This window comes from Streptomyces sp. NPDC001502 (assembly GCF_042894785.1).
GTDB classification, from domain to species: Bacteria; Actinomycetota; Actinomycetes; order Streptomycetales; family Streptomycetaceae; genus Streptomyces; species Streptomyces kutzneri.
In genome coordinates this window covers 33,133-55,465 of sequence record NZ_JBIAVW010000028.1, presented here as the reverse complement: position 1 = coordinate 55,465, position 22,333 = coordinate 33,133, and the positions used below count along the sequence as shown (strand labels likewise).

General features: G+C 70.7%; 19 protein-coding genes, 1 tRNA gene and 1 riboswitch. Of the genes, 7 read left to right on the top strand and 13 right to left on the bottom strand.

The features are described from left to right. Nucleotides 1-6: 6 nt before the first annotated feature. Nucleotides 7-849, bottom strand: a complete 843-nt coding sequence (locus ACFY0D_RS34680; protein WP_390801890.1) for a MurR/RpiR family transcriptional regulator — start codon at nt 847-849, stop codon at nt 7-9. A gap of 140 nt (nt 850-989) precedes the next feature. Here ACFY0D_RS34680 and ACFY0D_RS34675 point away from each other — a divergent pair, with 140 nt between their 5' ends. Beyond that, nucleotides 990-1,373, top strand: coding sequence for a hypothetical protein (locus tag ACFY0D_RS34675; RefSeq protein WP_390801889.1), 384 nt, complete (start codon nt 990-992; stop codon nt 1,371-1,373). A gap of 548 nt (nt 1,374-1,921) precedes the next feature. Here ACFY0D_RS34675 and ACFY0D_RS34670 read toward each other — a convergent pair. Beyond that, a complete protein-coding gene (locus ACFY0D_RS34670) occupies nt 1,922-3,304 on the bottom strand; it encodes a cystathionine beta-synthase (RefSeq protein WP_030016498.1) in 1,383 nt (460 codons plus the stop codon). A gap of 128 nt (nt 3,305-3,432) precedes the next feature. On the opposite strand from ACFY0D_RS34670, the gene ACFY0D_RS34665 reads away from it, so the two are divergent. The 3 genes from ACFY0D_RS34665 (at nt 3,433) to ACFY0D_RS34655 (ending at nt 7,052) form a co-directional block, all read left to right on the top strand. Then, on the top strand, nt 3,433-4,431 hold the full coding sequence (locus tag ACFY0D_RS34665) for an SGNH/GDSL hydrolase family protein (protein ID WP_382549648.1): 999 nt from the start codon (nt 3,433-3,435) through the stop codon (nt 4,429-4,431). A 187-nt stretch (nt 4,432-4,618) separates the two neighbouring features. Beyond that, the gene (locus ACFY0D_RS34660; protein WP_390801888.1) at nt 4,619-5,839 is read left to right on the top strand and encodes an acetyl-CoA C-acetyltransferase; all 1,221 of its coding nucleotides are present in this window, start codon (nt 4,619-4,621) and stop codon (nt 5,837-5,839) included. A 397-nt stretch (nt 5,840-6,236) separates the two neighbouring features. Beyond that, on the top strand, nt 6,237-7,052 hold the full coding sequence (locus ACFY0D_RS34655) for a hypothetical protein (RefSeq protein ID WP_390801925.1): 816 nt from the start codon (nt 6,237-6,239) through the stop codon (nt 7,050-7,052). On the opposite strand, the gene ACFY0D_RS34650 is transcribed toward ACFY0D_RS34655, so the two are convergent. Next, nucleotides 7,036-7,374 carry a hypothetical protein gene (locus ACFY0D_RS34650; RefSeq protein ID WP_390801887.1) on the bottom strand — a complete coding sequence of 113 codons (339 nt, stop codon included), beginning with the start codon at nt 7,372-7,374 and terminating at the stop codon, nt 7,036-7,038. The two genes, ACFY0D_RS34655 and ACFY0D_RS34650, sit on opposite strands and share 17 nt — an antisense overlap. Nucleotides 7,375-7,475: 101 nt before the next feature. Here ACFY0D_RS34650 and ACFY0D_RS34645 point away from each other — a divergent pair, with 101 nt between their 5' ends. Continuing rightward, on the top strand, nt 7,476-7,706 hold the full coding sequence (locus ACFY0D_RS34645; protein ID WP_390801886.1) for a DUF4287 domain-containing protein: 231 nt from the start codon (nt 7,476-7,478) through the stop codon (nt 7,704-7,706). A 121-nt stretch (nt 7,707-7,827) separates the two neighbouring features. Here ACFY0D_RS34645 and ACFY0D_RS34640 read toward each other — a convergent pair whose 3' ends face one another. Beyond that, nucleotides 7,828-8,676 carry a Bax inhibitor-1/YccA family protein gene (locus tag ACFY0D_RS34640; protein ID WP_390801885.1) on the bottom strand — a complete coding sequence of 283 codons (849 nt, stop codon included), beginning with the start codon at nt 8,674-8,676 and terminating at the stop codon, nt 7,828-7,830. Nucleotides 8,677-9,078: 402 nt separating this feature from the next. Continuing rightward, nucleotides 9,079-9,163: transfer RNA gene (locus ACFY0D_RS34635), tRNA-Leu, on the bottom strand. Between the two features lie 408 nt (nt 9,164-9,571). Here ACFY0D_RS34635 and ACFY0D_RS34630 point away from each other — a divergent pair. Together ACFY0D_RS34630 and ACFY0D_RS34625 are read left to right on the top strand one after the other, a co-directional pair. Next, nucleotides 9,572-10,336 (top strand): ABC transporter ATP-binding protein, encoded by a 765-nt coding sequence (locus tag ACFY0D_RS34630; RefSeq protein ID WP_389124732.1) that lies wholly within the window; start codon nt 9,572-9,574, stop codon nt 10,334-10,336. A 59-nt stretch (nt 10,337-10,395) separates the two neighbouring features. Then, nucleotides 10,396-12,945, top strand: coding sequence for an ABC transporter permease (locus tag ACFY0D_RS34625; protein ID WP_390801884.1), 2,550 nt, complete (start codon nt 10,396-10,398; stop codon nt 12,943-12,945). A 75-nt stretch (nt 12,946-13,020) separates the two neighbouring features. On the opposite strand, the gene ACFY0D_RS34620 is transcribed toward ACFY0D_RS34625, so the two are convergent. The 8 genes from ACFY0D_RS34620 to ACFY0D_RS34585 all read right to left on the bottom strand — a co-directional run bounded on the left by ACFY0D_RS34620 (nt 13,021) and on the right by ACFY0D_RS34585 (nt 22,215). After that, complete coding sequence (locus ACFY0D_RS34620; RefSeq protein WP_390801883.1) at nt 13,021-14,421, bottom strand: class I SAM-dependent methyltransferase; 1,401 nt, start codon at nt 14,419-14,421, stop codon at nt 13,021-13,023. A 187-nt stretch (nt 14,422-14,608) separates the two neighbouring features. Beyond that, a complete protein-coding gene (locus ACFY0D_RS34615; RefSeq protein ID WP_390801882.1) occupies nt 14,609-15,991 on the bottom strand; it encodes an NAD(P)/FAD-dependent oxidoreductase in 1,383 nt (460 codons plus the stop codon). 390 nt (nt 15,992-16,381) lie between these two features. Continuing rightward, nucleotides 16,382-17,323: an exopolyphosphatase gene (locus tag ACFY0D_RS34610; RefSeq protein ID WP_390801881.1), complete on the bottom strand. Its 942-nt coding sequence runs from the start codon at nt 17,321-17,323 to the stop codon at nt 16,382-16,384. Further along, the gene (locus tag ACFY0D_RS34605) at nt 17,320-17,871 is read right to left on the bottom strand and encodes a DUF501 domain-containing protein (RefSeq protein ID WP_389124701.1); all 552 of its coding nucleotides are present in this window, start codon (nt 17,869-17,871) and stop codon (nt 17,320-17,322) included. Before ACFY0D_RS34605 ends, ACFY0D_RS34610 begins: the two co-directional genes overlap by 4 nt. Nucleotides 17,872-17,927: 56 nt before the next feature. After that, nucleotides 17,928-18,416 (bottom strand): septum formation initiator family protein, encoded by a 489-nt coding sequence (locus ACFY0D_RS34600; RefSeq protein WP_351162215.1) that lies wholly within the window; start codon nt 18,414-18,416, stop codon nt 17,928-17,930. A 99-nt stretch (nt 18,417-18,515) separates the two neighbouring features. After that, nucleotides 18,516-19,796, bottom strand: coding sequence for a phosphopyruvate hydratase (gene eno / locus ACFY0D_RS34595; protein ID WP_301370507.1), 1,281 nt, complete (start codon nt 19,794-19,796; stop codon nt 18,516-18,518). 293 nt (nt 19,797-20,089) lie between these two features. Next, the gene (locus ACFY0D_RS34590) at nt 20,090-20,815 is read right to left on the bottom strand and encodes a transglycosylase family protein (protein WP_390801880.1); all 726 of its coding nucleotides are present in this window, start codon (nt 20,813-20,815) and stop codon (nt 20,090-20,092) included. A 3-nt stretch (nt 20,816-20,818) separates the two neighbouring features. Next, nucleotides 20,819-20,991: riboswitch (cyclic di-AMP (ydaO/yuaA leader) on the bottom strand. Between the two features lie 276 nt (nt 20,992-21,267). After that, on the bottom strand, nt 21,268-22,215 hold the full coding sequence (locus tag ACFY0D_RS34585) for a transglycosylase family protein (protein WP_390801879.1): 948 nt from the start codon (nt 22,213-22,215) through the stop codon (nt 21,268-21,270). Nucleotides 22,216-22,333: the final 118 nt, after the last annotated feature.

The following is a 22,333-nucleotide window of genomic DNA, read 5'->3' as shown; positions in this document are numbered from 1 at the left end:
TGAGGCTCACTCCACGAACAGGCCCCGCGCCGCGGCCCGCGCGTCGAAGGCCTCCAGGCGGGCCTGCGCGTCCGGGAGGGCGTCCGCCATCGACTCCAGCAGCACCCGGCCCAGCAGCATCGGCGCACACGCCGTGTCGAAGGCCAGCCCGGTGCCGACCTGCGCCGGAATCAGCAGGTCCGAGTGGCGGGCCACCGGGGCGAAGGCCGAGTCGGCGACCGTGACCACGGTGAGGCCGGCCCGCCGGGAGCGTTCCAGCGTGTCCACGACCTCCCGGGGGTGGCGGGGCAGCGCGAAGCAGAGCAGCGCCGAGGCCCCCTCGTAGACCGCCGCGTCGATGCGGTCCTCCATCATCGAGCCGCCCTCGTCGAGGAGCCGTACATCCGGGTGGACCTTCGACGCGAAGTACGCGAACCCGCGCGCCTGGGAGGAAGCCGCCCGCAGCCCGAGCACCAGCAGCGGGGTCGAGGCCGCGAGCAGCCGCCCCGCCTCCTGGACCGGCGACGGATCGGCGAGCATCGCCGCCAGCTGCCGCAGGTTCTCGATCTCGCCCAGGACGGCCTGCTGGTACTCGTTGTACGAGTCCTCGTGCGCGGTCTCGGGCCGCTCGGCGGGTGCCACCTCGCGCAGGTGGCGGCGGAGCGCGGGATATCCGTCGAAGCCCAGCGCCACGGCGAACCGGGTCACCGAGGGCTGGCTCACCCCGGCCAGTTCGGCGAGCTCGACGCTCGACAGGAAGGGCACCTCCGCCGCCCCGCGCACCATGCAGTGCGCGATCCGCCGCTGGGTCGGCGTCAGCCGGTGCCCCTCGAACAGCTTCTGCAGCCGCGCGGCCGGGCTGTCACTCATCCCGTCCCCTCCGTCCCGGTGAGATATTCAGTCACGGAGCACTCTGCATGCGGTTATGCAGCGGGGCAAGCCGTGCCCGCGATCCGGATACGGGGGCTAGCCCCAGTGCCGGAGCCCGCCGGGGTTCCTACGGTGGGGGCATGGACGCGCACGCCCAAGAGCTGAAGAAGGAATTCGACGCGACGATGGACGCCCGGCGCGAGCTGGGTCCGGAGTACGAGGCCGCACTCGTGGACTCGTTCGTCGAGAAGGTCGACGCGCAGGTCCGGCGCCGGCTCGCGGAGGAGCGCCTGTCCGCGGCCCGCGGTGACGGCAGGGCGCCTTCCGCCGCGCTGGGGGACGGCAATTTCGGCGAACGCTTCGGCTTCGCGATCATCACGCTGGTCCTGGCGATCCCGCTGTCGGCGATCGCCGTCGCGCAGGCGCGGCTGCCGGGGCTGATCGTCGCCTGGGCGGGGATCGTGGGAGTGAACTTCATCCACGCCCGGCGCCTGCGGCGCGGTACGCAGGATCCCCGGGGCTGACCGGCCCCGTCGGGCGGGCGCGGGTCCGCTGCCACCACCGCCGCGAGGGCGAGTGAGCCGAAGGGGCGCGACGGGGAGTGAGGGCGAACGCGCGGAGGAAACCGTGAGCCGGGGGCACCCCCAGTGGTAGCTGGGGGAGAGCGGTTTTCGAGCACGTACGCCGTCACGAGCCGGCACAAGGCGCCCCGGAGGCGAACCGAGCCCAAAAAAGGATTGCGCGGGGACCGCCGCACCCTCGGTTGCCCGAGGGGCGGGACGACGGCGGTCCCCGCGAAGGACACGGCCGGGTCAGGGCCGTCCGCGTCCGTGGCGTACGCGAGGTCCGGGAGCCGCTCCGGAGGTACGCACACGCCGTTCCGTGGTGCCGGCCGGGTTCCGGTCTCCCGGGCTCCCCTGCCGACAACCACCACTGTGCCGGAGCCGTGTTAAGCGGGTGCTGCCGTCACGTGTCATGCCCGTACCGTTTGCGCGAAGGCCGCGCCACGGTCCGGGTGCCCGGGGTGGGAGGCGGGCCGTGGCCCGCGCCCCGTCCCCGGGCGGGCCGCAGGCTACTTCGCGGACTTGGCCAGGAAGGCCAGCAGGTCCTGACGGCTCACCACACCGGTGGGCTTGCCCTCGACCAGCACGATCGCCGCGTCCGCCTCGCCGAGCACCGCCATCAGCTCGGACACCGGCTCGCCGGAGCCGACCTGCGGCAGCGGGGAGCTCATGTGCTTCTCCAGCGGGTCGGTCAGGGAGGCCCGCTGGGCGAACAGCGCCGCCAGGAGCTCCTTCTCGACCACGGAGCCGATGACCTCGGCGGCCATCACGTCCGGGTGACCGGCGCCCGGCTTGACGATCGGCATCTGCGAGACGCCGTACTCGCGCAGGACCTCGATGGCCTCGCCGACGGTCTCCTCGGGGTGCATGTGGACGAGGGAGGGGATGCCGCCCTCCTTGTCGTTCAGCACGTCACCGATGCGCGCGGCGGGACCGGCCTCCTCCAGGAAGCCGTGTCCCGCCATCCACTCGTCGCTGAAGATCTTGCTGAGGTAGCCGCGGCCGCTGTCCGGCAGCAGGACGACGACCACGTCGTCCGGGCCCAGGCCCTCGGCGGCCTTGAGCGCGGCCACGACGGCCATGCCGCAGGAGCCGCCGACGAGCAGGCCCTCTTCCTTCGCCAGCCGGCGGGTCATCTGGAAGGAGTCCTTGTCGGACACCGCGATGATCTCGTCGGTGACGTTCGGGTCGTAGGCGGTCGGCCAGAAGTCCTCGCCGACGCCCTCGACCAGGTACGGACGGCCGGAGCCGCCGGAGTAGACCGAGCCCTCGGGGTCGGCGCCGATGACCTTGACCTTCCCGCCGCTGACCTCCTTGAGGTAGTTGCCGGTACCGGAGATCGTGCCGCCCGTGCCGACGCCCGCGACGAAGTGGGTGATCTTCCCGTCCGTCTGGTCCCACAGCTCGGGACCGGTGGTCTCGTAGTGCGAACGGGGGTTGTTCGGGTTGCTGTACTGGTCGGGCTTCCAAGCGCCGGGCTCGCGCGCGAGGCGGTCGGACACGTTGTAGTACGAGTCCGGGTGCTCGGGGTCGACGGCGGTCGGGCAGACCACGACCTCGGCGCCGTACGCGCGCATCACGTTGATCTTGTCCATGGACACCTTGTCAGGGCAGACGAAGATGCACTTGTAGCCCTTCTGCTGGGCCACGATGGCGAGTCCTACACCCGTGTTGCCGCTGGTCGGCTCCACGATGGTGCCGCCGGGCTTGAGGGCTCCGCTCTGCTCGGCGGCCTCGATCATCCGTACGGCGATCCGGTCCTTCACGGATCCACCGGGATTGAAGTACTCGACCTTCGCAAGGACGGTGGCCTGCAGGCCTTCGGTCACACGGTTGAGCTTCACCAGCGGGGTGTTGCCGACGAGGCTGATCATCGAGTCGTGGAATTGCACCATGTTCTCCAAGGAGGGGACTCCACGGGTTCTCCGGGAGGTCCGGCCAGAGTATGCGGAAAGGGATTGGCCGACCGTCCGTACGGGGCAGGTAGGGGTCAATGAGGACCGAGGAGGTGGCCTGAAGGATGTCCAGGGCGAGAACAGCCCGCCGGATCGCGGCGGGGGCGGCGTACGGCGGAGGCGGACTCGGACTGGTCGGGGCCGCCGCGGTCGGGCTGGTGGTGGCCGAGATGCAGTTCGCCAGGCGTGCGGTGGGGTCCGGGCTGCCGGAGCCACCGCGGGCCGACGGGCTGTACGGGAGCGAGTTCGGCGGGCCGGAGCAGAGCCCGGGCCCGCTGCGCCTGGGCATGCTGGGCGATTCCACGGCCGCGGGACTGGGCGTACGGCGGGCCCGGCAGACCCCGGCGGCCCTGATGGCCTCCGGGCTGGCGGCGGTGGCCGAGCGGCCGGTGGAGCTGCGCAACGTGGCCCTGTCGGGTGCCATGTCGGACGACCTGGACCGGCAGGTGGGCCTGTTGCTGGACGGGGACCGGCCGGCCCCGGACGTGTGCGTGATCATGATCGGCGCGAACGACGTGACCCGCCGGATGCCGCCGACCCAGTCGGTGCGGCTGCTCACCTCGGCCGTGCGCAGGCTGCGCCTGGCCGGCTCGGAGGTCGTCGTGGGCACCTGCCCGGACCTGGGCACGATCGAGCCGGTCTACCAGCCGCTGCGCTGGCTGGCGCGCCGGGTCTCGCGCCAGCTGGCCGCCGCGCAGACCATAGGAGTGGTCGCGCTGGGCGCCCGTACGGTCTCCATGGGGGACCTGCTGGGCCCGGAGTTCGCCGCGAACCCGCGCGAGATGTTCGGCCCGGACTCCTACCACCCGTCGGCCGAGGGGTACGCGACCGCTGCCATGGCCGTGCTGCCGACCCTGTGCGCGACACTGGGCCTGTGGCCGGAGTCGGACCGGCTGGACGTGTCCCGGGACGAGGACATGCTGCCGGTGGCGAAGGCCGCGTCGGCCGCGGCGGGCCAGGCGGGTACGGAGGTCACGGCCGCCCGCGGCCCCTGGGTGCTGCTCAAGCACCGCCGCCGGCGGCGGGTGCCGGCCACGGACCCGGCCGAGCCGGTGGTGCCCTGAGAGCCCGAGGGGGCGTCTTGTCGACCAGGCGCGAGCCCGGACTGGTCGGCAAGACACCCCCCGCGGGCGGCGCCCCGCGGGGCGAGTGCGGCCCGTGTCACACGCCCCGGCCGGTGACCTGGACCGTACGGGGCGGTAACTTCGCTTGCGGTCCCGCTCAGAGCCGCAACACACCCTTGGAGTCCCGATGCCCGAAGCCGTCATCGTTTCCACCGCCCGCTCCCCCATCGGGCGCGCCTTCAAGGGGTCCCTCAAGGACGTGCGGCCGGACGACCTGACCGCGACGATCATCCAGGCCGCCCTGGCCAAGGTGCCCGGCCTGGACCCGCGCGAGATCGACGACCTGATGCTGGGCTGCGGCCTGCCGGGCGGCGAGCAGGGCAACAACCTGGCCCGCATCGTGGCCGTGCAGATGGGCATGGACTTCCTGCCCGGCACCACCATCACCCGCTACTGCTCCTCCTCGCTGCAGACCTCCCGCATGGCCCTGCACGCCATCAAGGCGGGCGAGGGCGACGTCTTCATCTCGGCCGGCGTCGAGATGGTGTCGCGGTTCGCCAAGGGCAACTCGGACTCCTGGCCCGACACCCACAACCCGCTCTTCGGCGAGGCCGAGGCCCGTACGGCGGCCGTCGCCGAGTCGACCGGCTCCGGCTGGCACGACCCGCGCGAGGACGGCCTGGTCCCGGACGCGTACATCGCGATGGGCCAGACCGCCGAGAACCTGGCCCGCATCAAGGGCGTGACCCGCCAGGACATGGACGAGTTCGGCGTCCGCTCGCAGAACCTCGCGGAAGAGGCCGTCAAGAACGGCTTCTGGGCCCGTGAGATCACCCCGGTCACCACCCCGGACGGCACGGTCGTCTCCGGGGACGACGGCCCGCGCGCCGGCGTGACCCTGGAGGGCGTGCAGGGCCTCAAGCCCGTCTTCCGCCCCGACGGCCTGGTCACGGCCGCCAACTGCTGCCCGCTGAACGACGGCGCCGCGGCGCTGGTCATCATGAGCGACACCAAGGCCCGCGAGCTGGGCCTGACCCCGCTGGCCCGGATCGTCTCCACCGGTGTCACCGGCCTCTCCCCCGAGATCATGGGCCTGGGCCCGGTCGAGGCGTCGAAGCAGGCCCTGAAGCGGGCCGGCCTCACCGTCGGCGACATCGACCTCTTCGAGATCAACGAGGCCTTCGCGGCGCAGGTCATCCCGTCGTACCGGGACCTGGAGATCCCGCTGGAGAAGCTGAACGTCAACGGCGGAGCCATCGCCGTCGGTCACCCCTTCGGGATGACCGGTGCGCGCATCACCGGCACTCTGATCAACAGCCTGCAGTTCCACGACAAGCAGTTCGGTCTCGAGACGATGTGCGTGGGTGGCGGCCAGGGCATGGCCATGGTCATCGAGCGTCTGAGCTGAGCCGTAGCGGAGGGTAGGGGCTGTCCCGAGGTACGAGGGGCGGCACCTGCCCGCAGCGGTGGCGAAGATCAGCGCGACCACAGGATCGAGCGTCTGAGCTAACTGGATCAAGAGCGGGCCCCAGACGCCGCAAGGGATCCGGCCGGATCCCTTGCGGCGTACTGACGCCGGATCTAACCCGGTCGCGGCCGACCTGTGACCAAATCTCCCCCAGGATGTGACCTATCTCCTGGGGGATCGATGTTTATGCAGGTCAGGGCTGGTACGGGTGCGGCATGTGTGACCAAAGCCCTGTCCATTTCGTGACGTAATGCACTGCACGCCATTCCCAGGTCGGGACACTCTGATGTAGGAAGTCGGGGGATCGAATCACCTCAGGAGTTAGTCAGTGAGCGCCATGTCTCTTGCCCTGTTGCTGACCACGGCCGCTGCCACGGCCGTGGGCGCTGCTGCGCTGCACGCCGTCCACGGTCTGCGCAAGCAGGTCACCGCCCTGCGCGCCGAGCTGGCGGTGCCGGCCCACGCCCGCAGTACGACCGTCCCGCACGCCCGCAGCGCCGTGGAGTCCCCCGCCGCGGAGATACGAGCCGCCGTGGCCGAAGCCCTCGCCGAGGAGCGCGAGCGCGAGCTGGCCGAGGCGCGGGCCTTCTGGGCCGCGCAGGAGGCCCGTGACGCCGCCGACGCCCCCTCGCTGCTGGGCGGTCTGCCCGGGCTCGGCGAGGACAGCCCGGTCTTCCTGCCCCGGCAGGCCGATCTGGTGGGGCTGGAGCCCGTACTCGGCGAGGAGATCCTCGACGAGCTCCCCGGGTACCCCGAGGATTCGGCCGAGCTGGCCGCCGCGCGCCGGCGCCACCCCTCGCACCCCGACTTCGTACCGGTCCAGGCCTCGCACCCCGGCGCCGACCACGAGCGCACCGTGAACCGCCTGGAGGAGCTCGCGGAGGCCCGTACGGCCCTCGCGGACGTCCGCCCGGGCCCGCTCGGCACGCTCGACGTGTACGTCTTCACCGACGGCACGACGCTGTGCATGACCCCGGGGCACCGGGAGACCGCGGAGCGCCTCGCCGAGGCCCTGCGCTCGGGCACCGCGCCGGTCCTGCTGGGCGGCTCGGGCATCTCCGGCGCCTACGCGCTGACCTTCTCCTGTGGTGACGCCGAGGACCCCGAGAGCAACGTCTACATCCTCGCGGACCGCGTCATCGCATCGCTCTGATCTCCGCCTGCTCCACCAGCCGCACGGCCTCGTCCAGCACCTCGGACGGGGCCTTCGCGCTGTCCGGGGCCGCGGCGCGCAGCGCTTCGGCGAGGTCCAGCCCGGTCACGGCCACCTGATCGCCGACCACGAAGATGCCGGCGTCCGGCACCTCCTTCGGCTGCTGCCCGGGCGTCTCGATCCGCTGGGCCCGTACGGAGAGTTCGCGGGCCAGGTCCAGCGCGGCGGCGGCAGCGCCCTGCTGCAGGCGGCTCTGCGGCGCGGCCCGCAGCCGGTCGGCGAAACGTTCGACGACGGCGGTCAGGGGCGAAGTATCAAGCACCCGGCCGACCTTACGCGCCGCCCGGGCACCATTGCCAACGGGCGAACTCTCCGGCACGGTGGCGTGAAGAGAACAGCACGGCGATACCTCCGGAGGCGCCCATGTCCGTAGAGTTCTCCGAGCAGACACACCGCAACATGATCGACAGAATCCCCGAGACCACCGGTCGTGAAGTCTCCGACTGGCTCCGCACCGTGGACGACGGCCCCTCACTCGTCCGGTTCGAGGAGAAGGTCAGCTGGCTGCGCGGCGCGCACGAGCTGTCGTACGGCCAGGCCAAGGCGATCATCCACGAGTACGACCTGCGCAGAGCCGCACGCCGGTTCGGCTGAGCCCCCCTCCCCCGATACCCGACCGTTCCCGCACCCTGGATGCGGGAAGGCCCCGCGAGCGGTGTGCTCGCGGGGCCTTCCCCATGCCGTGCGCGAGCCGTTGGCCGGCCCGCGGGTCCTGCTAGTCGTCGCCCGAGAGGATCGAGAAGATGCGCAGCATCTCGACGTAGATCCAGACCAGGGTCATGGTGAGGGCGAAGGCCGCCAGCCAGGCCTCCTCGCGCGGGGCACCGTAGGCGATGCCGTCCTCGACCTGCTTGAAGTCGAGGGCGAGGAAGCAGGCGCCGAGGATGACGCCGATGGCGCCGAACAGCAGGCCGAGGCCGCCGCTGCGGAAGCCGAGGCCGTCACCGCCGCCGAAGACCGCGAACAGCGAGTTCACGAGCATGAGCAGGATGAAGCCCAGCGTCGCCGCCATCACGAAGCCGTAGAAGCGGCGGGTGACGCGGATCCAGCGCATCTTGTACGCGAAGAGCACGGCGGCGAAGACGCACATCGTGCCCATCACGGCCTGCATGACCACGCCGGGGCCGAGGTACGTGCTGACGGCCGCGCTGATGACGCCGAGGAAGACACCCTCGAACGCCGCGTAGGCCAGGATCAGGCCCGGGACGGGCTTGCTCTTGAAGGACTGGATCATCGCGAAGACGAAGGCGATGAGGCCTGCGCCGATGGCGATGCCGTAGGACATGCCGAGGTTGTCCGGGTCGACCGGAAGCGCCACCCAGGCGAGGGTCGCCGTCACGATGAGCGTGCCGAGCGTCATGGCCGAACGGCTCACGACGTCGTCCATGGTCATCACGTTGGCGCGGGCCGGGGCCTGGGGCATGCCGGTGGTCGGGTCGGCCGCGTACGGGTTCGACGCGTACGGGTTGGTCCCGGCCTGCTGCGGCTGCGCGTCAAAGCCCGCGTAGCCACCGTTGTCGCGGCTGAACCCCCGTCGCGAGAAGACCGGGTTACTGCTCCTCATCTCACTCCTCCGTGGCCACCGAGCGCGGCCTTGCCTCAAGAGTAATGCGCTCGCAAAAAAAGCACCCTACTGCTGGAGGAGGATCTTAGGAGAGGCCACGGCGGAGCGCAGTAAATAAAGGGGGCGTCTCGCGGAGGACCTCCGTACGCCGAACGGACCGGACCCGCTCGGCGCAGACGGCCCGGGTCCCGGTCACCCGCCCGGGCGTGCGCCCGGCCGCGGCGTACCTCTCGCCCTTCCTCCGGCCCGGCGGGTCTGCGCCTCGTCGACGTCGTCACGGAAGGCTTCGGCCTTTCCGTTCGTGGAAGGCGCTCGCGACGTGTGTGTTCCCCGTGTTCCCGGCCCCCGGAAACGGTCAAGTCCCAGGATGGTCGGTCCTGCAGGCCGGCGCCGTGCCATTGATGGTGCCCGGAGCCGGACTTGAACCGGCACGGCCCGAAGGCCAGCGAGGTTTAAGCTCGCCGTGTCTGCATTCCACCATCCGGGCAAGGCGTGGCGGCCCCCGTGAAAAAGCCTTGAACGCTGAGCCGAGCCTATCCGGATCGCTCCCCCTGCCAACCTGCGAACTTTCCGATGTTGTCTGATTTTATTGGCGCTTGAGGGTTCGTCAGGCCCGAGAATGCACGGTCGGCCCGCTCTGGACGTCGATCATCACCTGTACGGGAATGACGGGATTTCGACGGCCCGCGCCACCCCCCGCGCCACCCTCCCCGCCACCCCGGGCCACCGCCCGCCGGTCAGGCTCCTGTCATACCAGAGGAGGACACGAGCCCGCCCGCCGTCAGACTCCAGCGGGGCGAGGAACAGGCACGGCGGCTGATCCGCAGCGGGGGTACCCGCGGCGAGGATGGAAACGTCCCCGCACCGCAGATCGAGGAGCCGTCCCGTGACCACCATGAACTACGCCCCGCACACCGCCCAGGCCGTGGCCGCCCGCGCCACCGGCCTCTCCAAGGTGTACGGCCAGGGCGAGACCCAGGTGGTCGCCCTCAAGAACGTCACGGTGGACTTCACGCAGGGGCAGTTCACCGCGATCATGGGCCCCTCGGGCTCCGGCAAGTCCACGCTGATGCACTGCGTCGCGGGCCTGGACACCTTCTCCGAGGGCTCCGTCCGCATCGGCGACACCGAGCTGGGCAGCCTCAAGGACAAGCAGCTCACCCAGCTCCGCCGGGACAAGATCGGCTTCATCTTCCAGGCCTTCAACCTGCTGCCGACGCTGACGGCCCTGGAGAACATCACGCTCCCCATGGACATCGCCGGCCGCAAGCCCGACAAGCAGTGGCTGGACTCCGTGATCGACATGGTCGGCCTCTCGGGCCGCCTCTCCCACCGCCCCACCCAGCTCTCCGGCGGCCAGCAGCAGCGCGTGGCCGTGGCCCGCGCCCTGGCCTCCCGTCCCGAGATCATCTTCGGTGACGAGCCCACCGGAAACCTCGACTCCCGCTCCGGCGCCGAGGTCCTCGGATTCCTGCGCAACTCGGTCCGCGAGCTCGGCCAGACCGTGGTGATGGTCACCCACGACCCGGTCGCCGCCTCCTACGCGGACCGCGTCATCTTCCTCGCCGACGGCGAGATCGTCCACGAGATGCACAGCCCCACCGCCGACGGCGTGCTCGACCGGATGAAGTCCTTCGACGCCAAGGGCCGCACCAGCTGACCCGGGATCTCCCTCCCCGGCCCTCCTCCAGACTTCCAGCCCCAGGACTGAGATCCCCCATGTTCCGTACAGCCCTGCGCAACGTCCTCGCGCACAAGGCCCGGCTGCTGATGACGGTGCTCGCCGTCACCCTCGGCGTCGCCTTCGTCTCCGGCACCCTCGTCTTCACCGACACCCTCAAGAAGTCCCTCTCCGGGCAGTCCGCCAAGAGCTACGAGGGCATCGCCGTCTCGGTCACCTCGTACGGCCAGGGCCGCAACGAGGAGGGCGAGAAGGAGGGCGAGCCCGGCCTCGGCCAGCAGACCCTCGACAAGATCAAGGCGCTCCCGGGCGTCGACACCGTCTCCGGCCGCGTCACGGGCTTCGCCGGCGTCGGCGACGAGAACGGCAAGCTGATCGGCTCCGGCTGGTCCAACCAGGGCGCGAACTACACGCCCGTCAAGGACGGCAAGGACCCGCGCTACGCCTTCGCCCAGGGCGCCGGCCCGGCCAAGGCCGACGAGGTCGCCCTCGACAAGGCGACCGCCGACAAGGGCAACTACAAGGTCGGCGACAAGGTCCGCGTCGCCACCAACGGCCCGGTCAAGGAGTACTCCCTCACCGGCGTCTTCACCACCGAGGACGGCGCCGTCCAGGCCGGCGGCAGCCTGGTCCTCTTCGAGACCAAGGTCGCCCAGGAGCTCTACCTCAAGCCCGGCTACTTCCAGGAGCTGTCGGTCGGCGCGAAGAACGGCACCTCCGCCGACAAGCTGCTCGCCGACATCAAGCCGCTGCTCGACAAGAACGCCAAGGCGCAGACCGGCGCGGCGCTCGCCGCCGAGCAGGCCAAGCAGATCGAGAAGGGCCTCAGCAACCTCAGCACGATGCTGCTCGTCTTCGCCGGCATCTCGCTCTTCGTCGGCATCTTCCTGATCTACAACACCTTCACCATGCTGGTCACCCAGCGCACCAAGGAGCTGGCCCTGCTGCGCGCCGTCGGCGCCAACCGCGGTCAGGTCATGCGCTCCGTGCTCAGCGAGGCCCTCGTCGTCGGCGTCCTGTCGGCCGCCGTCGGCCTGGTGGGCGGCATCGGCCTGGCGATCGGGATCCGCTCCGTCATCGGCTCCCTCGGCGCCAAGCTGCCGGGCGGCGCACTCGTGATCGCCCCCGGCACCGTCACCGCCGCCCTCGTCATCGGCGTCGTCGTCACCACCGTCGCCGCCGTGTTGCCTGCCTGGCGCACCGGCAAGATCGCCCCGGTCGCCGCCATGGGCAGCGCCCACCTGCCGGCCACCGCGAAGTCCCTGCTCGTACGCAACATCCTCGGCTCGATCATCAGCCTCGGCGGCATCGGCCTGGTCTTCCTGGGCGTGTCCACGGGCGGCAACTCGGGCCGCATGACCATGGGCGCCGGCGCCTTCTTCATGCTGATCGGCATGATCGTGCTGCTGCCGCTGCTCTCCAAGCCGGTCATCGGCGCCGTCCGCCCGCTGCTGGCGAAGCTGTTCGGGATCCCCGGCAAGCTGGCCTCCCAGAACGCCGTCCGCAACCCGCGCCGCACCGCCGTCACCGCCGCCTCCCTGGCGATCGGCCTGACCCTGGTCACCACCCTGTCGGTGCTCGGCATCACCGTCGGCAAGGTCGTCGACCGGATGAGCACCGAGAAGCTCAAGGCCGACTACCGGGTCTCCATGTCCTCCGACGCGGGCAGCCTCGACAAGTCCGTGGCCGAGACCCTCGCCAAGGCCCCCGGCATCAAGGCGGTCTCCCCGCAGACGGCCGGCTACTTCCTGGTCGACGGCGACTTCCGGGCCGCCTCCGGCGTCAACCCGGCCACCATCGGCCAGCTCCTCAACGTCGAGGTCCTCAGCGGCTCGCTCGACAGCCTCGGCAAGGGCGAGGTCGCCGTCGCCGAGAAGACCGCCAAGAAGCAGAAGTTCACGGTCGGCACCCCGATCAAGCTGAAGTACGACGACGGCCAGGAAGCGTCCGTCAAGGTCGGCGCGATCTACAAGGACATGGAGGGCCTGCTCTCCCCCTACGTCATCGACAACAAGATCCTCAGCGAGCACAGCGAGGAGATGTACATCCCCGAGGTGTACGTCAACGTCGACGGCGGGGCCTCCAAGGCCGCCCAGCAGAAGGTCGTCGACGCCCTCGGCAAGAACCCGGCCATCACCGTCGCCACCCAGCAGGACATGCGCAACGAGATGGGCGGCATGATCAACACGATGCTGAACATCATGTACGGCCTGCTCGGCATGGCTCTGATCATCTCGGTGCTCGGTGTGGTCAACACCCTGGCGATGTCAGTCTTCGAGCGGACCCAGGAGATCGGCATGCTGCGGGCGATCGGTCTCGACCGGGGCCGGGTCAAGAACATGATCCGCCTGGAAGCCGTGGTGATCTCGCTCTTCGGAGCGGTCCTGGGCGTCGCCATCGGCGTCTTCCTCGCCTGGGCCGTCGGCAGCACGATCGCGGAGTCCATGCCGAACTACGAACTGATCCTCCCGTGGGACCGGATCGGCATCTTCCTCCTGCTGGCCGCCGTGGTCGGTGTCCTGGCCGCCATGTGGCCGGCCCGCAGCGCCGCCCGCCTGAACATGCTCACCGCCATCAAGACGGAGTAGCACCCGCGGCGGCGGCACAGGACGCGGAGGGGCCCCAGGCGTTGCCTGGGGCCCCTCCGCGTTCCCGTGGTGCTGCTAGACCGTTTCTGCGTCCCACGTGCGCAGCCGCAGCGGCAGCCGGGCGTCCCCGGAGGCCGTGGGCCGCACCGCGAGCACCTGGTTGACCCCGAGCCGGCCCCGCTCGAAGCCGAGCGCGCAGGCCGCCATGTAGAGCTGCCAGACACGGGCCCGCCCGGGCGAGGTCAGCCGGACCGCCTCCGCCCAGTGCTCCTCCAGCCGGGCCACCCAGGCCCGCAGGGTCAGCCCGTAGTGCTCGCGCAGCGCCTCCACGTCGCGGACCTCGAAGCCGGCCCGCTCCAGTTCGCCGACGGTGGTGCCGAGCGGGGAGAGCTCGCCGTCGGGGAAGACGTAGGCGTCGATGAACTCGTCGATCCGGTGCGCCTCCTCGTCCGGCTCCGGCGGACGGGCGATCTGGTGGTTCAGCAGCCGCCCGCCGGGGCACAGCAGGGCGTGCAGGGTGCGGGCGTAGTCCCGGTACCGGTCGGCCCCGACGTGTTCGGCCATCCCGATGGAGGAAATGGCCTCGTACGGCCCGTCCTTGACGTCCCGGTAGTCCTGGATCCGGATGTCCACCAGGTCGGTCAGTCCCTCGTCCGCGACCCGTTTACGGGCGTACACGGCCTGCTCGCGGGAGAGCGTGACGCCGGTGACCCGGACGCCGTAGGCACGGGCGGCGTGCAGCGCCATGGAGCCCCAGCCGCAGCCGACGTCGAGCAGCCGGTCCCCGGGCCGCAGGGCGAGTTTGCGGCAGACCAGGTCGAGCTTGTCGTGCTGGGCCTGCTCCAGGGTGGAGCCGGGGCTCCAGTAGGCGCAGGAGTACACCATCGAGGGGCCGAGGACCCGTTCGTAGAAGTCGTTGCCGACGTCGTAGTGGTGGCTGACGGCCCGGCGGTCGCGGCCCTTGCTGTGGCGTGTTCCGCCCCGCCGGTCCGCCTCCTCGGCGGGGGGCGGGGGCGGCGGCAGCGGTCCGGCGAGGGCGATCAGCTCGCGCGCGGCCGCCCGGTGGGCGGCGTCGCGCCACCTCGCCCCCGGCAGGTCGGAGAGCGCGGGGAGCCCGGCGCGGCGCGCGAGGTTCCCCAGGGCCGCGAGCGGCCCGGGCCCGGTCTGGGCCGTGGAGACGGCGGGGCCGACGGGCGGCAGGTCGGGCCCGCGTTCCCACAGCAGGCCCGCCACCCGGTCCAGCAGTTCGAACAGATTGCCTTCGACTGTCAGTTCGCCTGCCACCCAGGCGCGGGCCAGCCCCAGCTCGCCGGGCCTCCACAGCATCCGCCGCACGGCGCGGCGGTCGTGGATGACGAGCACGGGGCCGTCGGGCGGGCCGGCCTCGCTGCCGTCCCAGGCCCGCACGCGTACCGGCAGCGGGGCACCCAGCAGGGTTTCGGCAACAACGGCGAGCCGCGGCGCGGCGTCGGTCATGGCGCACCTCCACAAAAGCTCCGACCCCTCCGTCTACCCATCCCGGGCCCCGGGTACGCCGAAGGGGCCGCCCGCACCACGGATGGCGGGCGGCCCCTTCGGGGTCGTACAGGCCGTACAGGTCGTACAGATGGAGCAGATGGAGCAAGTGAGGCAGGTGGAGCTCAGGTCCTGCCGGTCACATGGGTCAGGCCTTGGCCTTCGCGGCCGGGGCAGCGGCGGCGGCCGGAGCCGGCGCCGGCTTGGCGGCCTCGTAGAACTCCTCGCGGGGGGTCTCCAGCGCACCGAGGGAGACGACCTCGCGCTTGAGGAACATCGCGAGGGTCCAGTCGGCGAAGACACGGATCTTGCGGTTCCAGGTCGGCATGGCCATGCCGTGGTAGCCACGGTGCATGTACCAGGCCAGCCGGCCCTTGAGCTTGATCTTCGTCTTGCCCATGACGATCATCGCGACGCCCTTGTGGAGGCCGAGGCCTGCCACCGCACCCTTGTTGGAGTGCGAGTACTCGGCCTGCGGGAAGCCCCGCATGCCCGAGATGACGTTGTCGGCGAGGACCTTGGACTGACGCAGCGCGTGCTGGGCGTTCGGCGGGCACCAGGCGTTCTCGACACCGGCCTTGCGGGCGGCGACGTCCGGGACCTGGGCGTTGTCGCCCGCGGCCCAGATGTAGTCCGTGCCCGTGACCTGGAGGGTCGGCTGGGCGTCGACGTGGCCGCGGGGGCCGAGCGGCAGGCCGTAGCGGGCCAGGGCCGGGTTCGGCTTGACGCCGGCGGTCCACACGATGGTGTTGGAGTCGACCTCAAGGCCGTTCTTCAGCACCACGTGGCCGTCCACGCAGGAGTCCATGGAGGTGCTGAGGTAGATCTCGATGCCGCGGGACTCAAGGTGCTCCTTGCCCCAGGTGCCGAGCTTGGGCCCGACCTCGGGAAGGATCTTGTCGGCCGCGTCGACCAGGATGAAGCGCATGTCCTCGCGCTTGATCGTGGAGTAGTACTTCGCGGCGTCCCGGGCCATGTCCTCGACCTCACCGATGGTCTCCGCACCGGCGAAGCCGCCGCCGACGAAGACGAAGGTGAGGGCCTTGCGGCGGACGTTCTCGTCCGTCGTGGACTCGGCCTTGTCGAGCTGCTCGAGAACGTGGTTGCGCAGGCCGATGCCCTCTTCGACGCCCTTCATACCGATGCCCTGTTCGGCGAGGCCGGGGATCGGGAAGGTGCGGGAGACGGCGCCGAGCGCGATCACCAGGTAGTCGAAGGGCAGCTCGTACGCCTCGCCGACGAGCGGCGTGACGACGGCGACCTTGCGGTCCTGGTCGATGCTGGTGACCCGGCCGGTGAGAACCTCTGCCTTGGGCAGCACGCGTCGCAGCGGGACGACGACGTGCCGAGGCGAGATGCTGCCTGCGGCCACTTCAGGGAGGAAGGGCTGGTAGGTCATGTACGAGCGCGGGTCGACGACCGTGACGGTCGCCTCGCCGTAGCGCATCTTCTTCATGATGCGCTTGGCTGCGTACAGGCCTACGTACCCACCTCCTACAACGAGGATCCTGGGACGCTCCGTGGTGCTCATGGAACGAGTATCCAGCACCCAATGGGGTGTCGCTCGTGAGCCCCTTCACAAGGACTGAGGGACCCTCTGCTACACTCCGCCGCCCACGTGACGGAGGTCATGACGCGCGACGGGAACCAGAAGGCGTCCGGAGTCGTTGTTCACCCGTCCTGAACTGGCCTCCAAGGCCGAAAGCGGACTGGACCACAGGGGTTCGTCCATACCTCTGACGCGGATCCCGTCGCCTCCGCCGATCGCACGAACGCACGCGAAAAAGGGCCCGAGGGCCTCCGGAGGACCCCGAAGGACCCTTCCATTGGCCTCACAGACCCTTTTTCCTTGTGAAGAACTTCACGAACTTTATGTGGATCACGGGCCCGGGGGCCCCTCACAAGCTGCTTCGAAGGTCGTTCAGGCGATGGACCAAGCGATTCCATCGAGGATGTCGTGCTCCGACACGACAACCTCGGAAGCGCCGACGCGTTCCATGATCGCCAGCAGTACCAGCGCGCCCGCGCCGATCACGTCCACCCGGCCCGGATGCATCACGGGGATCGCCGCGCGCTCGGCGTGCGTCTCCGTCAGCATCCGCTCGCTGATCTCCCGCACCTGCTCGTAGGAGATCCGGGAGTGGTGGATCGCGGACGATTCGTACTCCGGCAGCCCCAGCGCGATCCCGGCGACCGTGGTCACCGAGCCGGCCAGGCCCACCAGCGTGCGCGCCTCGGCCAGCGGGACGGTCTCGGCGGCCAGGTCCAGCGCCGCCTCGATGTCGGCCCGTATCGCGGCGACCTGCTCCGCGGTCGGCGGGTCGGTGACGACCCCGTCGACCACCAGGTGCCGCTCGGTCATCCGGACGCAGCCGATGTCCACGGACCGCGCGGCCCGTACGTGCTCCTCGCCGACCACGAACTCCGTCGAGCCGCCGCCGATGTCCACCACCAGGAACGGGCGCTCCAGGTGTTCGTGCGCCGTCAGCTCCCTGGTCGCGCCGGTGAAGGAGAACTCCGCCTCCTGGTCACCGGAGATCACCTCGGGCTCGACCCCCAGGATGTCCAGGACGCCCCGGACGAAGTCCGCCCGGTTCTCGGCGTCCCGGGAGGCGGAGGTCGCCACGAAGCGCACCCGCTGCGCGCCGAACTCCTTGATGACCCCCGCGTACTCGCGGCAGGCGGCGAAGGTGCGCTCCAGCGCCTCCGGGGCCAGCCGCCCGGTCCGGTCAACACCCTGGCCGAGCCGGACGATGGTCATCCGGCGGTCCAGCTCGACGAGCTCGCCGGTGGCCGGGTCGCAGTCCGCCACGAGCAGCCGGATGGAGTTCGTACCGCAGTCGACGGCGGCGACCCGCGTCACGCCCCCGGCTCCTTGTCGTCCGTCTTCTTCTCCCCGCACGGGACGACGCAGGCACCCTTGGCCCACCACTCCGGCAGCATCGCGAGGGCCTCGTCACCGAACGGGTTCACCCCGGGGCCGGCGGCCAGGGAGTGGCCGACCAGGACGTGCAGGCACTTCACGCGGTCCGGCATGCCGCCGGCGCTCGGGAAGCCCTGAAGCACCTCGATGGCGTCGCGCCGCTGGATGTAGTCCTCGTGGGCGGCCTGGTAGGCGGCGGCCAGTTCCTTGTCCTCGGCGAGCCGGGCCTGCATCTCCTTCATCACGCCGTTGGCCTCCAGCGTGCCGATCGCGGAGGCCGCGCGCGGGCACGTCAGGTAGTACAGCGTCGGGAAGGGGGTGCCGTCGGGGAGCCGCGGGGCGGTCTCGACCACGTCCGGCTGCCCGCAGGGGCAGCGGTGCGCGATGGCGCGCAGCCCGCGCGGCGGGCGGCCGAGCTGCTGCTCGAACGCCTCGATGTCCGCGTCGGTCGGCTCGGTCCGGTCGGTCTGGGGCGGGGGCGTCTGCATGCCTGGAGGAAGTCTCTTCGTTCTCGTGGATGGGTGCTGCGGTACGGCGGTACGGATCACTCGCCGGGGCGGTCGGCCTTGTCGACGCCGTCCCAGACGTTGGAGTACCAGGGGCGGTCGGAGCCGGCGTGGCCGGTCCCGTGCGGCTGCGTGGGCTGGGCCCCGGGGTCGCTCATGATGTAGCCGATCTCCCCCGGGCGCAGGAAGTGCAGGTGCTTGCGCGCCTGCTGCTCCGCGTAGGCGTCGTCCTGCCAGCGGGCCTTCTCGTCGCGGAGCCGCTCCAGGCGGTCCCGCGCGGCCGCGGCGGCCCGCTGCTGCTTCGCGATCTCCGAGCGCTGGGAGACGTACTGGCGCATCGGATACGCGAGGGCGACGACCAGCGTACAGAGGACGAGCACCAGGAGCGCGGCGCGGCCGGTGAGCCGGCTGCGGCGGACCTGGCGCCGCGACTGCGACCGGTAGACGTGGGCGGCGGTCCGCTCGCCGAGCTGCTTGAGCCTGGTCGCGGTGGAGAAGGTGGAGAACCGATCCCGGTTCCCGGCCATTGGTCCGCCTCCCCTAGGTACGCACTACGCAATACGTCCCCGCACACGGTACGGGACCGAGTGCGGGGACGTACGGAGGCCAGCCCCTCAGGGGGGTGATTAGCCCTTGAAGCGCGGGAAGGCGGAGCGGCCCGCGTACACGGCGGCGTCGTCGAGGATCTCCTCGATGCGCAGCAGCTGGTTGTACTTGGCGACACGGTCCGAGCGGGCCGGGGCGCCGGTCTTGATCTGACCGCAGTTCACGGCGACGGCGAGGTCGGCGATGGTGACGTCCTCGGTCTCACCGGAGCGGTGGGACATCATGCACTTGAAGCCGTTGCGCTGGGCCATCTCGACGGCGTCCAGGGTCTCGGTCAGCGAACCGATCTGGTTCACCTTCACGAGCAGGGCGTTCGCGGAGCCCTCCTCGATGCCGCGGGCCAGACGCTCCGGGTTGGTGACGAACAGGTCGTCACCGACGATCTGGACCTTCGCGCCGAGGCGGTCGGTGATGGTCTTCCAGCCGTCCCAGTCGTCCTCGAACAGCGGGTCCTCGATGGAGACGAGCGGGTACGCCTCGACGAGCTCGGCGTAGTAGTCGGTCATCTCGGCGGCCGAGCGGGACTTGCCCTCGAACTCGTACTGGCCGTCCTTGTAGAACTCGGACGCGGCGACGTCGAGCGCGAGCGCGATGTCCGTGCCCGGGGTGTAGCCGGCCTGCTTGATGGCCTCGATGATGAGGTCGAGCGCGGCGCGGTTGGACTCCAGGTTCGGGGCGAAGCCGCCCTCGTCGCCCAGGCCGGTGGAGAGGCCCTTGGTGTGCAGGACCTTCTTGAGGGTGTGGTAGACCTCGGCACCCCAACGCAGCGCCTCGGAGAAGGACTCCGCGCCGATGGGGGCGATCATGAACTCCTGGATGTCCACGTTGGAGTCGGCGTGCGACCCGCCGTTGAGGATGTTCATCATCGGAACGGGCAGCAGGTGCGCGTTCGGACCGCCGAGGTAACGGAAGAGCGGAAGGTCCGAGGCCTCGGACGCGGCGTGCGCGACGGCCAGGGACACGCCGAGGATGGCGTTGGCGCCGAGCGAGCCCTTGTTGTCGGTGGCGTCCAGGTCGAACATGGCCTGGTCGATCAGACGCTGCTCGGTGGCGTCGTAGCCGACGAGCTCCGGGCCGATCTGCTCGATGACGGCGAGGACGGCCTTCTCGACACCCTTGCCGAAGTAACGGTTGGGGTCACCGTCACGCAGCTCGATGGCCTCGAATGCGCCGGTGGAGGCGCCGGACGGAACTGCAGCACGGCCGGTGCTGCCATCGTCGAGGCCCACCTCGACCTCGACCGTGGGGTTGCCTCGGGAGTCCAGGATTTCCCGGGCTACGACGACGTCGATGGACGGCACGAGCATCTCCTTCTGGGATGTGACGCTGAGTGTGCGGTGGCGTGTCAGGCCGTGGGATGGCCTTGCCGCCTAGAGCCTAACCGGCTCCGGGCACTGGGCCGCCCGACCGCCCGGACCCTGGGACGAAAAAGGGACCGAATACCCCTCTTCCGGGACATAGGTCGCTTGATCATCGGCCTTCGGGGGGCCGCACGCAGCACCGCCCGGCGCGTGGGGCACGCGCCGGGCGGTGGAAATCCTGCACGGGGTCAGCTGACGCCGCGTATCAGTTCCTGCGGCTTGTGCCGCAGTGTTCAGCTGAGCTTCAGCTTCTGGCCCGGGAAGATCAGGTCGGCGTCCGAGACGATGTCCTTGTTCAGCTCGAAGAGCTTCTGCCAGCCGCCCTTGACGCCGTTGGCCTCGGCGATGGTGCCCAGGGTGTCGCCCGGCTTGACCTCGTACGAGCCGTTGCCGGTCTTCGGCGCGGCCGGAGCCTCGGCACGCTCGGAGCGGGTGGTCGGAGCCTCGGGGCGCTTGGTCTCCTTCGGCGCGGCCTTGGTCTCGGTCTTCGGCTTCTCGGCCTTCGGCTGCGGCTTGGACTGCGGCTTCGACTGCGGCTTCGACGAAGCCGGGGTCTCGGAGCCGCCGCCGGTGAAGGAGGAGTTCGACAGGCCCCTGCCGCAGGACGGCCAGGCGCCCTTGCCCTGGCTCTTGAGGACCTTCTCCGCGACGGCTATCTGCTGCGACTTGGAGGCCTGGTTGGCCTGCGGGGCGTACGACTTGCCACCGAACCCGGCCCACGTGGAGGGCGAGAACTGCAGACCGCCGTAGTAGCCGTTGCCCGTGTTGATGGCCCAGTTGCCACCGGACTCGCACTGCGCGACCTTGTCCCACTCGGACGCGGTGGCGGCGCTGGCGGTGCCCGCGGCCATCAGGGGGGCGGCCACGGCCACACCGGCGACACCGGCGAGCGTGACGATCCGGACAGACCGCTCGATTGCAGTACCGCGACGGTGCTTGCCCTTGCCGGAAAGCAGCATGGAGTTTCTCCTCACCGACGCCTACGAGGTGAGCTGTCGGGTTCGGGCGAGTGAGTTGCCCGGCCGTGCGACCTAGCGCACGTCTTAACCCCAAGCCGGTGGCGTGACCGTCTCTCAACGGCCGCTCCCGGCACCTACCTTGGTTCCCCCGCTCCTGCCTTCGGCGCTTGACGCGACGACTGTTCCCCCCGTCCGCCGGCAGGATTCGGCGATGCGGTCGAAGGAGCTCGCGGTGGCGAGCGATTCAGAAGGTAGACAGGTCTCTCCCCGATGTTCAACGAGGAACATCGGGGAGAAACGGCCCCTACTTGCGCTCCCCGCAGGGGCGTTTGCGCAGGTGAGGGCGGGGTTTGCGGAAGCCCCGAGGCGGGACACGCCAGTTGACCGGAAGAGACACATGTCTCACTTACAGAAATCCGACATTCGACTCTTTCCGGATAGCTGAACTGTCCTTATTGCGCGGTTAGATCCAGGTTCTGACCGGGCTTGATGAGGTCGGCGTCCTCGCCGATGACCTTCTCATTGGCCTGGTAGAGACCGTTCCAGCCCCCCTTTACGCCCTTGGCAACCGCGATGGTCGCCAGGCTGTCGCCCGCCTGGACCGTGTAGGTGGGGTCCGACGCGGCATCAGAGGGGGCCGTCGGCACGGCCTCCGGCGCACCGCGGTGCTTGCCACTGCCCTCGACAGGAGTGGTGCCGGTGGTCTGCGGGACCTCCGGGGCCGCGGGGGCCGTCGGGTCGACCGGCGGCAGACCCGGCGTGACGGGCGAGGTGGTGGGCGCGGTCGGGTCCACCGGCAGCGTCGGCGCCGTCGGGTCGACGGGGGTCGGCGTGCCGGTCGGACCGCCCGGCACGGCCGGAGCCGTCGGGTCGGCCGGAGGCGTCGTCGGGATGTCCGGCGCGGGCATGACGGGCAGTCCGATGGACGGCGCGTCGGGTATCAGGAACGGGGTGCCGGACGGGCTCGGAGCCGGGGCCGGGGTCGGGGACCCGTAGTCCGTGGACGGCTTGCCGCCCCCGGTCGACGGAACGGCGTCGTCCGGGCGGGACGGCGCGGGGGCGAGCGGGCCCTGGCCGCCGGGCAGACCGGGGTCCACCTGTGCGGCGGGGCTCTCCCGGACCAGGCCGGCCGAGGCCGCGCACAGCGGCCACGCCTGCGGTCCCGTCGAGCCCAGCACCCGCTCGGCCACGGCGATCTGCTGGGAACGGCTCGCCAGGTCGGGGCGCTCGGCGAAGTCGAGGCCGCCGGCGCTCTGCCACTCCTCCTGGGTGAACTGGAGTCCGCCGTAGGCGCCGCTGCCGAAGTTCGCGCTCCACGCGCCGCCGCTCTCGCACTCGGCGACCTTGTCCCACGTGGACGTGTCGGCGGCGGTGGCGCTGGTGGCGGCCAACAGCGGCATGGCCAGCGCAGAGCCAGTGACTCCGGCTGTGACAACCAGCGCGGGGACCTGGCGGGGGCGTCTGTGACGGCCGTTCCCGGAGAGCATGAGGGATCACCTTTCGCATAACAGCGGGGTA

Coding starts and splice junctions, on each gene's coding strand:
- ACFY0D_RS34680 (WP_390801890.1), bottom strand. CDS start 849: ATGAGTGACAGCCCGGCCGCGCGGCTGCAGAAGCTGTTCGAGGGGCAC.
- ACFY0D_RS34675 (WP_390801889.1), top strand. CDS start 990: ATGGACGCGCACGCCCAAGAGCTGAAGAAGGAATTCGACGCGACGATG.
- ACFY0D_RS34665 (WP_382549648.1), top strand. CDS start 3,433: ATGTCCAGGGCGAGAACAGCCCGCCGGATCGCGGCGGGGGCGGCGTAC.
- ACFY0D_RS34660 (WP_390801888.1), top strand. CDS start 4,619: ATGCCCGAAGCCGTCATCGTTTCCACCGCCCGCTCCCCCATCGGGCGC.
- ACFY0D_RS34655 (WP_390801925.1), top strand. CDS start 6,237: ATGTCTCTTGCCCTGTTGCTGACCACGGCCGCTGCCACGGCCGTGGGC.
- ACFY0D_RS34645 (WP_390801886.1), top strand. CDS start 7,476: ATGTCCGTAGAGTTCTCCGAGCAGACACACCGCAACATGATCGACAGA.
- ACFY0D_RS34640 (WP_390801885.1), bottom strand. CDS start 8,676: ATGAGGAGCAGTAACCCGGTCTTCTCGCGACGGGGGTTCAGCCGCGAC.
- ACFY0D_RS34630 (WP_389124732.1), top strand. CDS start 9,572: ATGAACTACGCCCCGCACACCGCCCAGGCCGTGGCCGCCCGCGCCACC.
- ACFY0D_RS34625 (WP_390801884.1), top strand. CDS start 10,396: ATGTTCCGTACAGCCCTGCGCAACGTCCTCGCGCACAAGGCCCGGCTG.
- ACFY0D_RS34620 (WP_390801883.1), bottom strand. CDS start 14,421: ATGACCGACGCCGCGCCGCGGCTCGCCGTTGTTGCCGAAACCCTGCTG.
- ACFY0D_RS34615 (WP_390801882.1), bottom strand. CDS start 15,991: ATGAGCACCACGGAGCGTCCCAGGATCCTCGTTGTAGGAGGTGGGTAC.
- ACFY0D_RS34605 (WP_389124701.1), bottom strand. CDS start 17,871: ATGCAGACGCCCCCGCCCCAGACCGACCGGACCGAGCCGACCGACGCG.
- ACFY0D_RS34600 (WP_351162215.1), bottom strand. CDS start 18,416: ATGGCCGGGAACCGGGATCGGTTCTCCACCTTCTCCACCGCGACCAGG.
- ACFY0D_RS34590 (WP_390801880.1), bottom strand. CDS start 20,815: ATGCTGCTTTCCGGCAAGGGCAAGCACCGTCGCGGTACTGCAATCGAG.
- ACFY0D_RS34585 (WP_390801879.1), bottom strand. CDS start 22,215: ATGCCGCTGTTGGCCGCCACCAGCGCCACCGCCGCCGACACGTCCACG.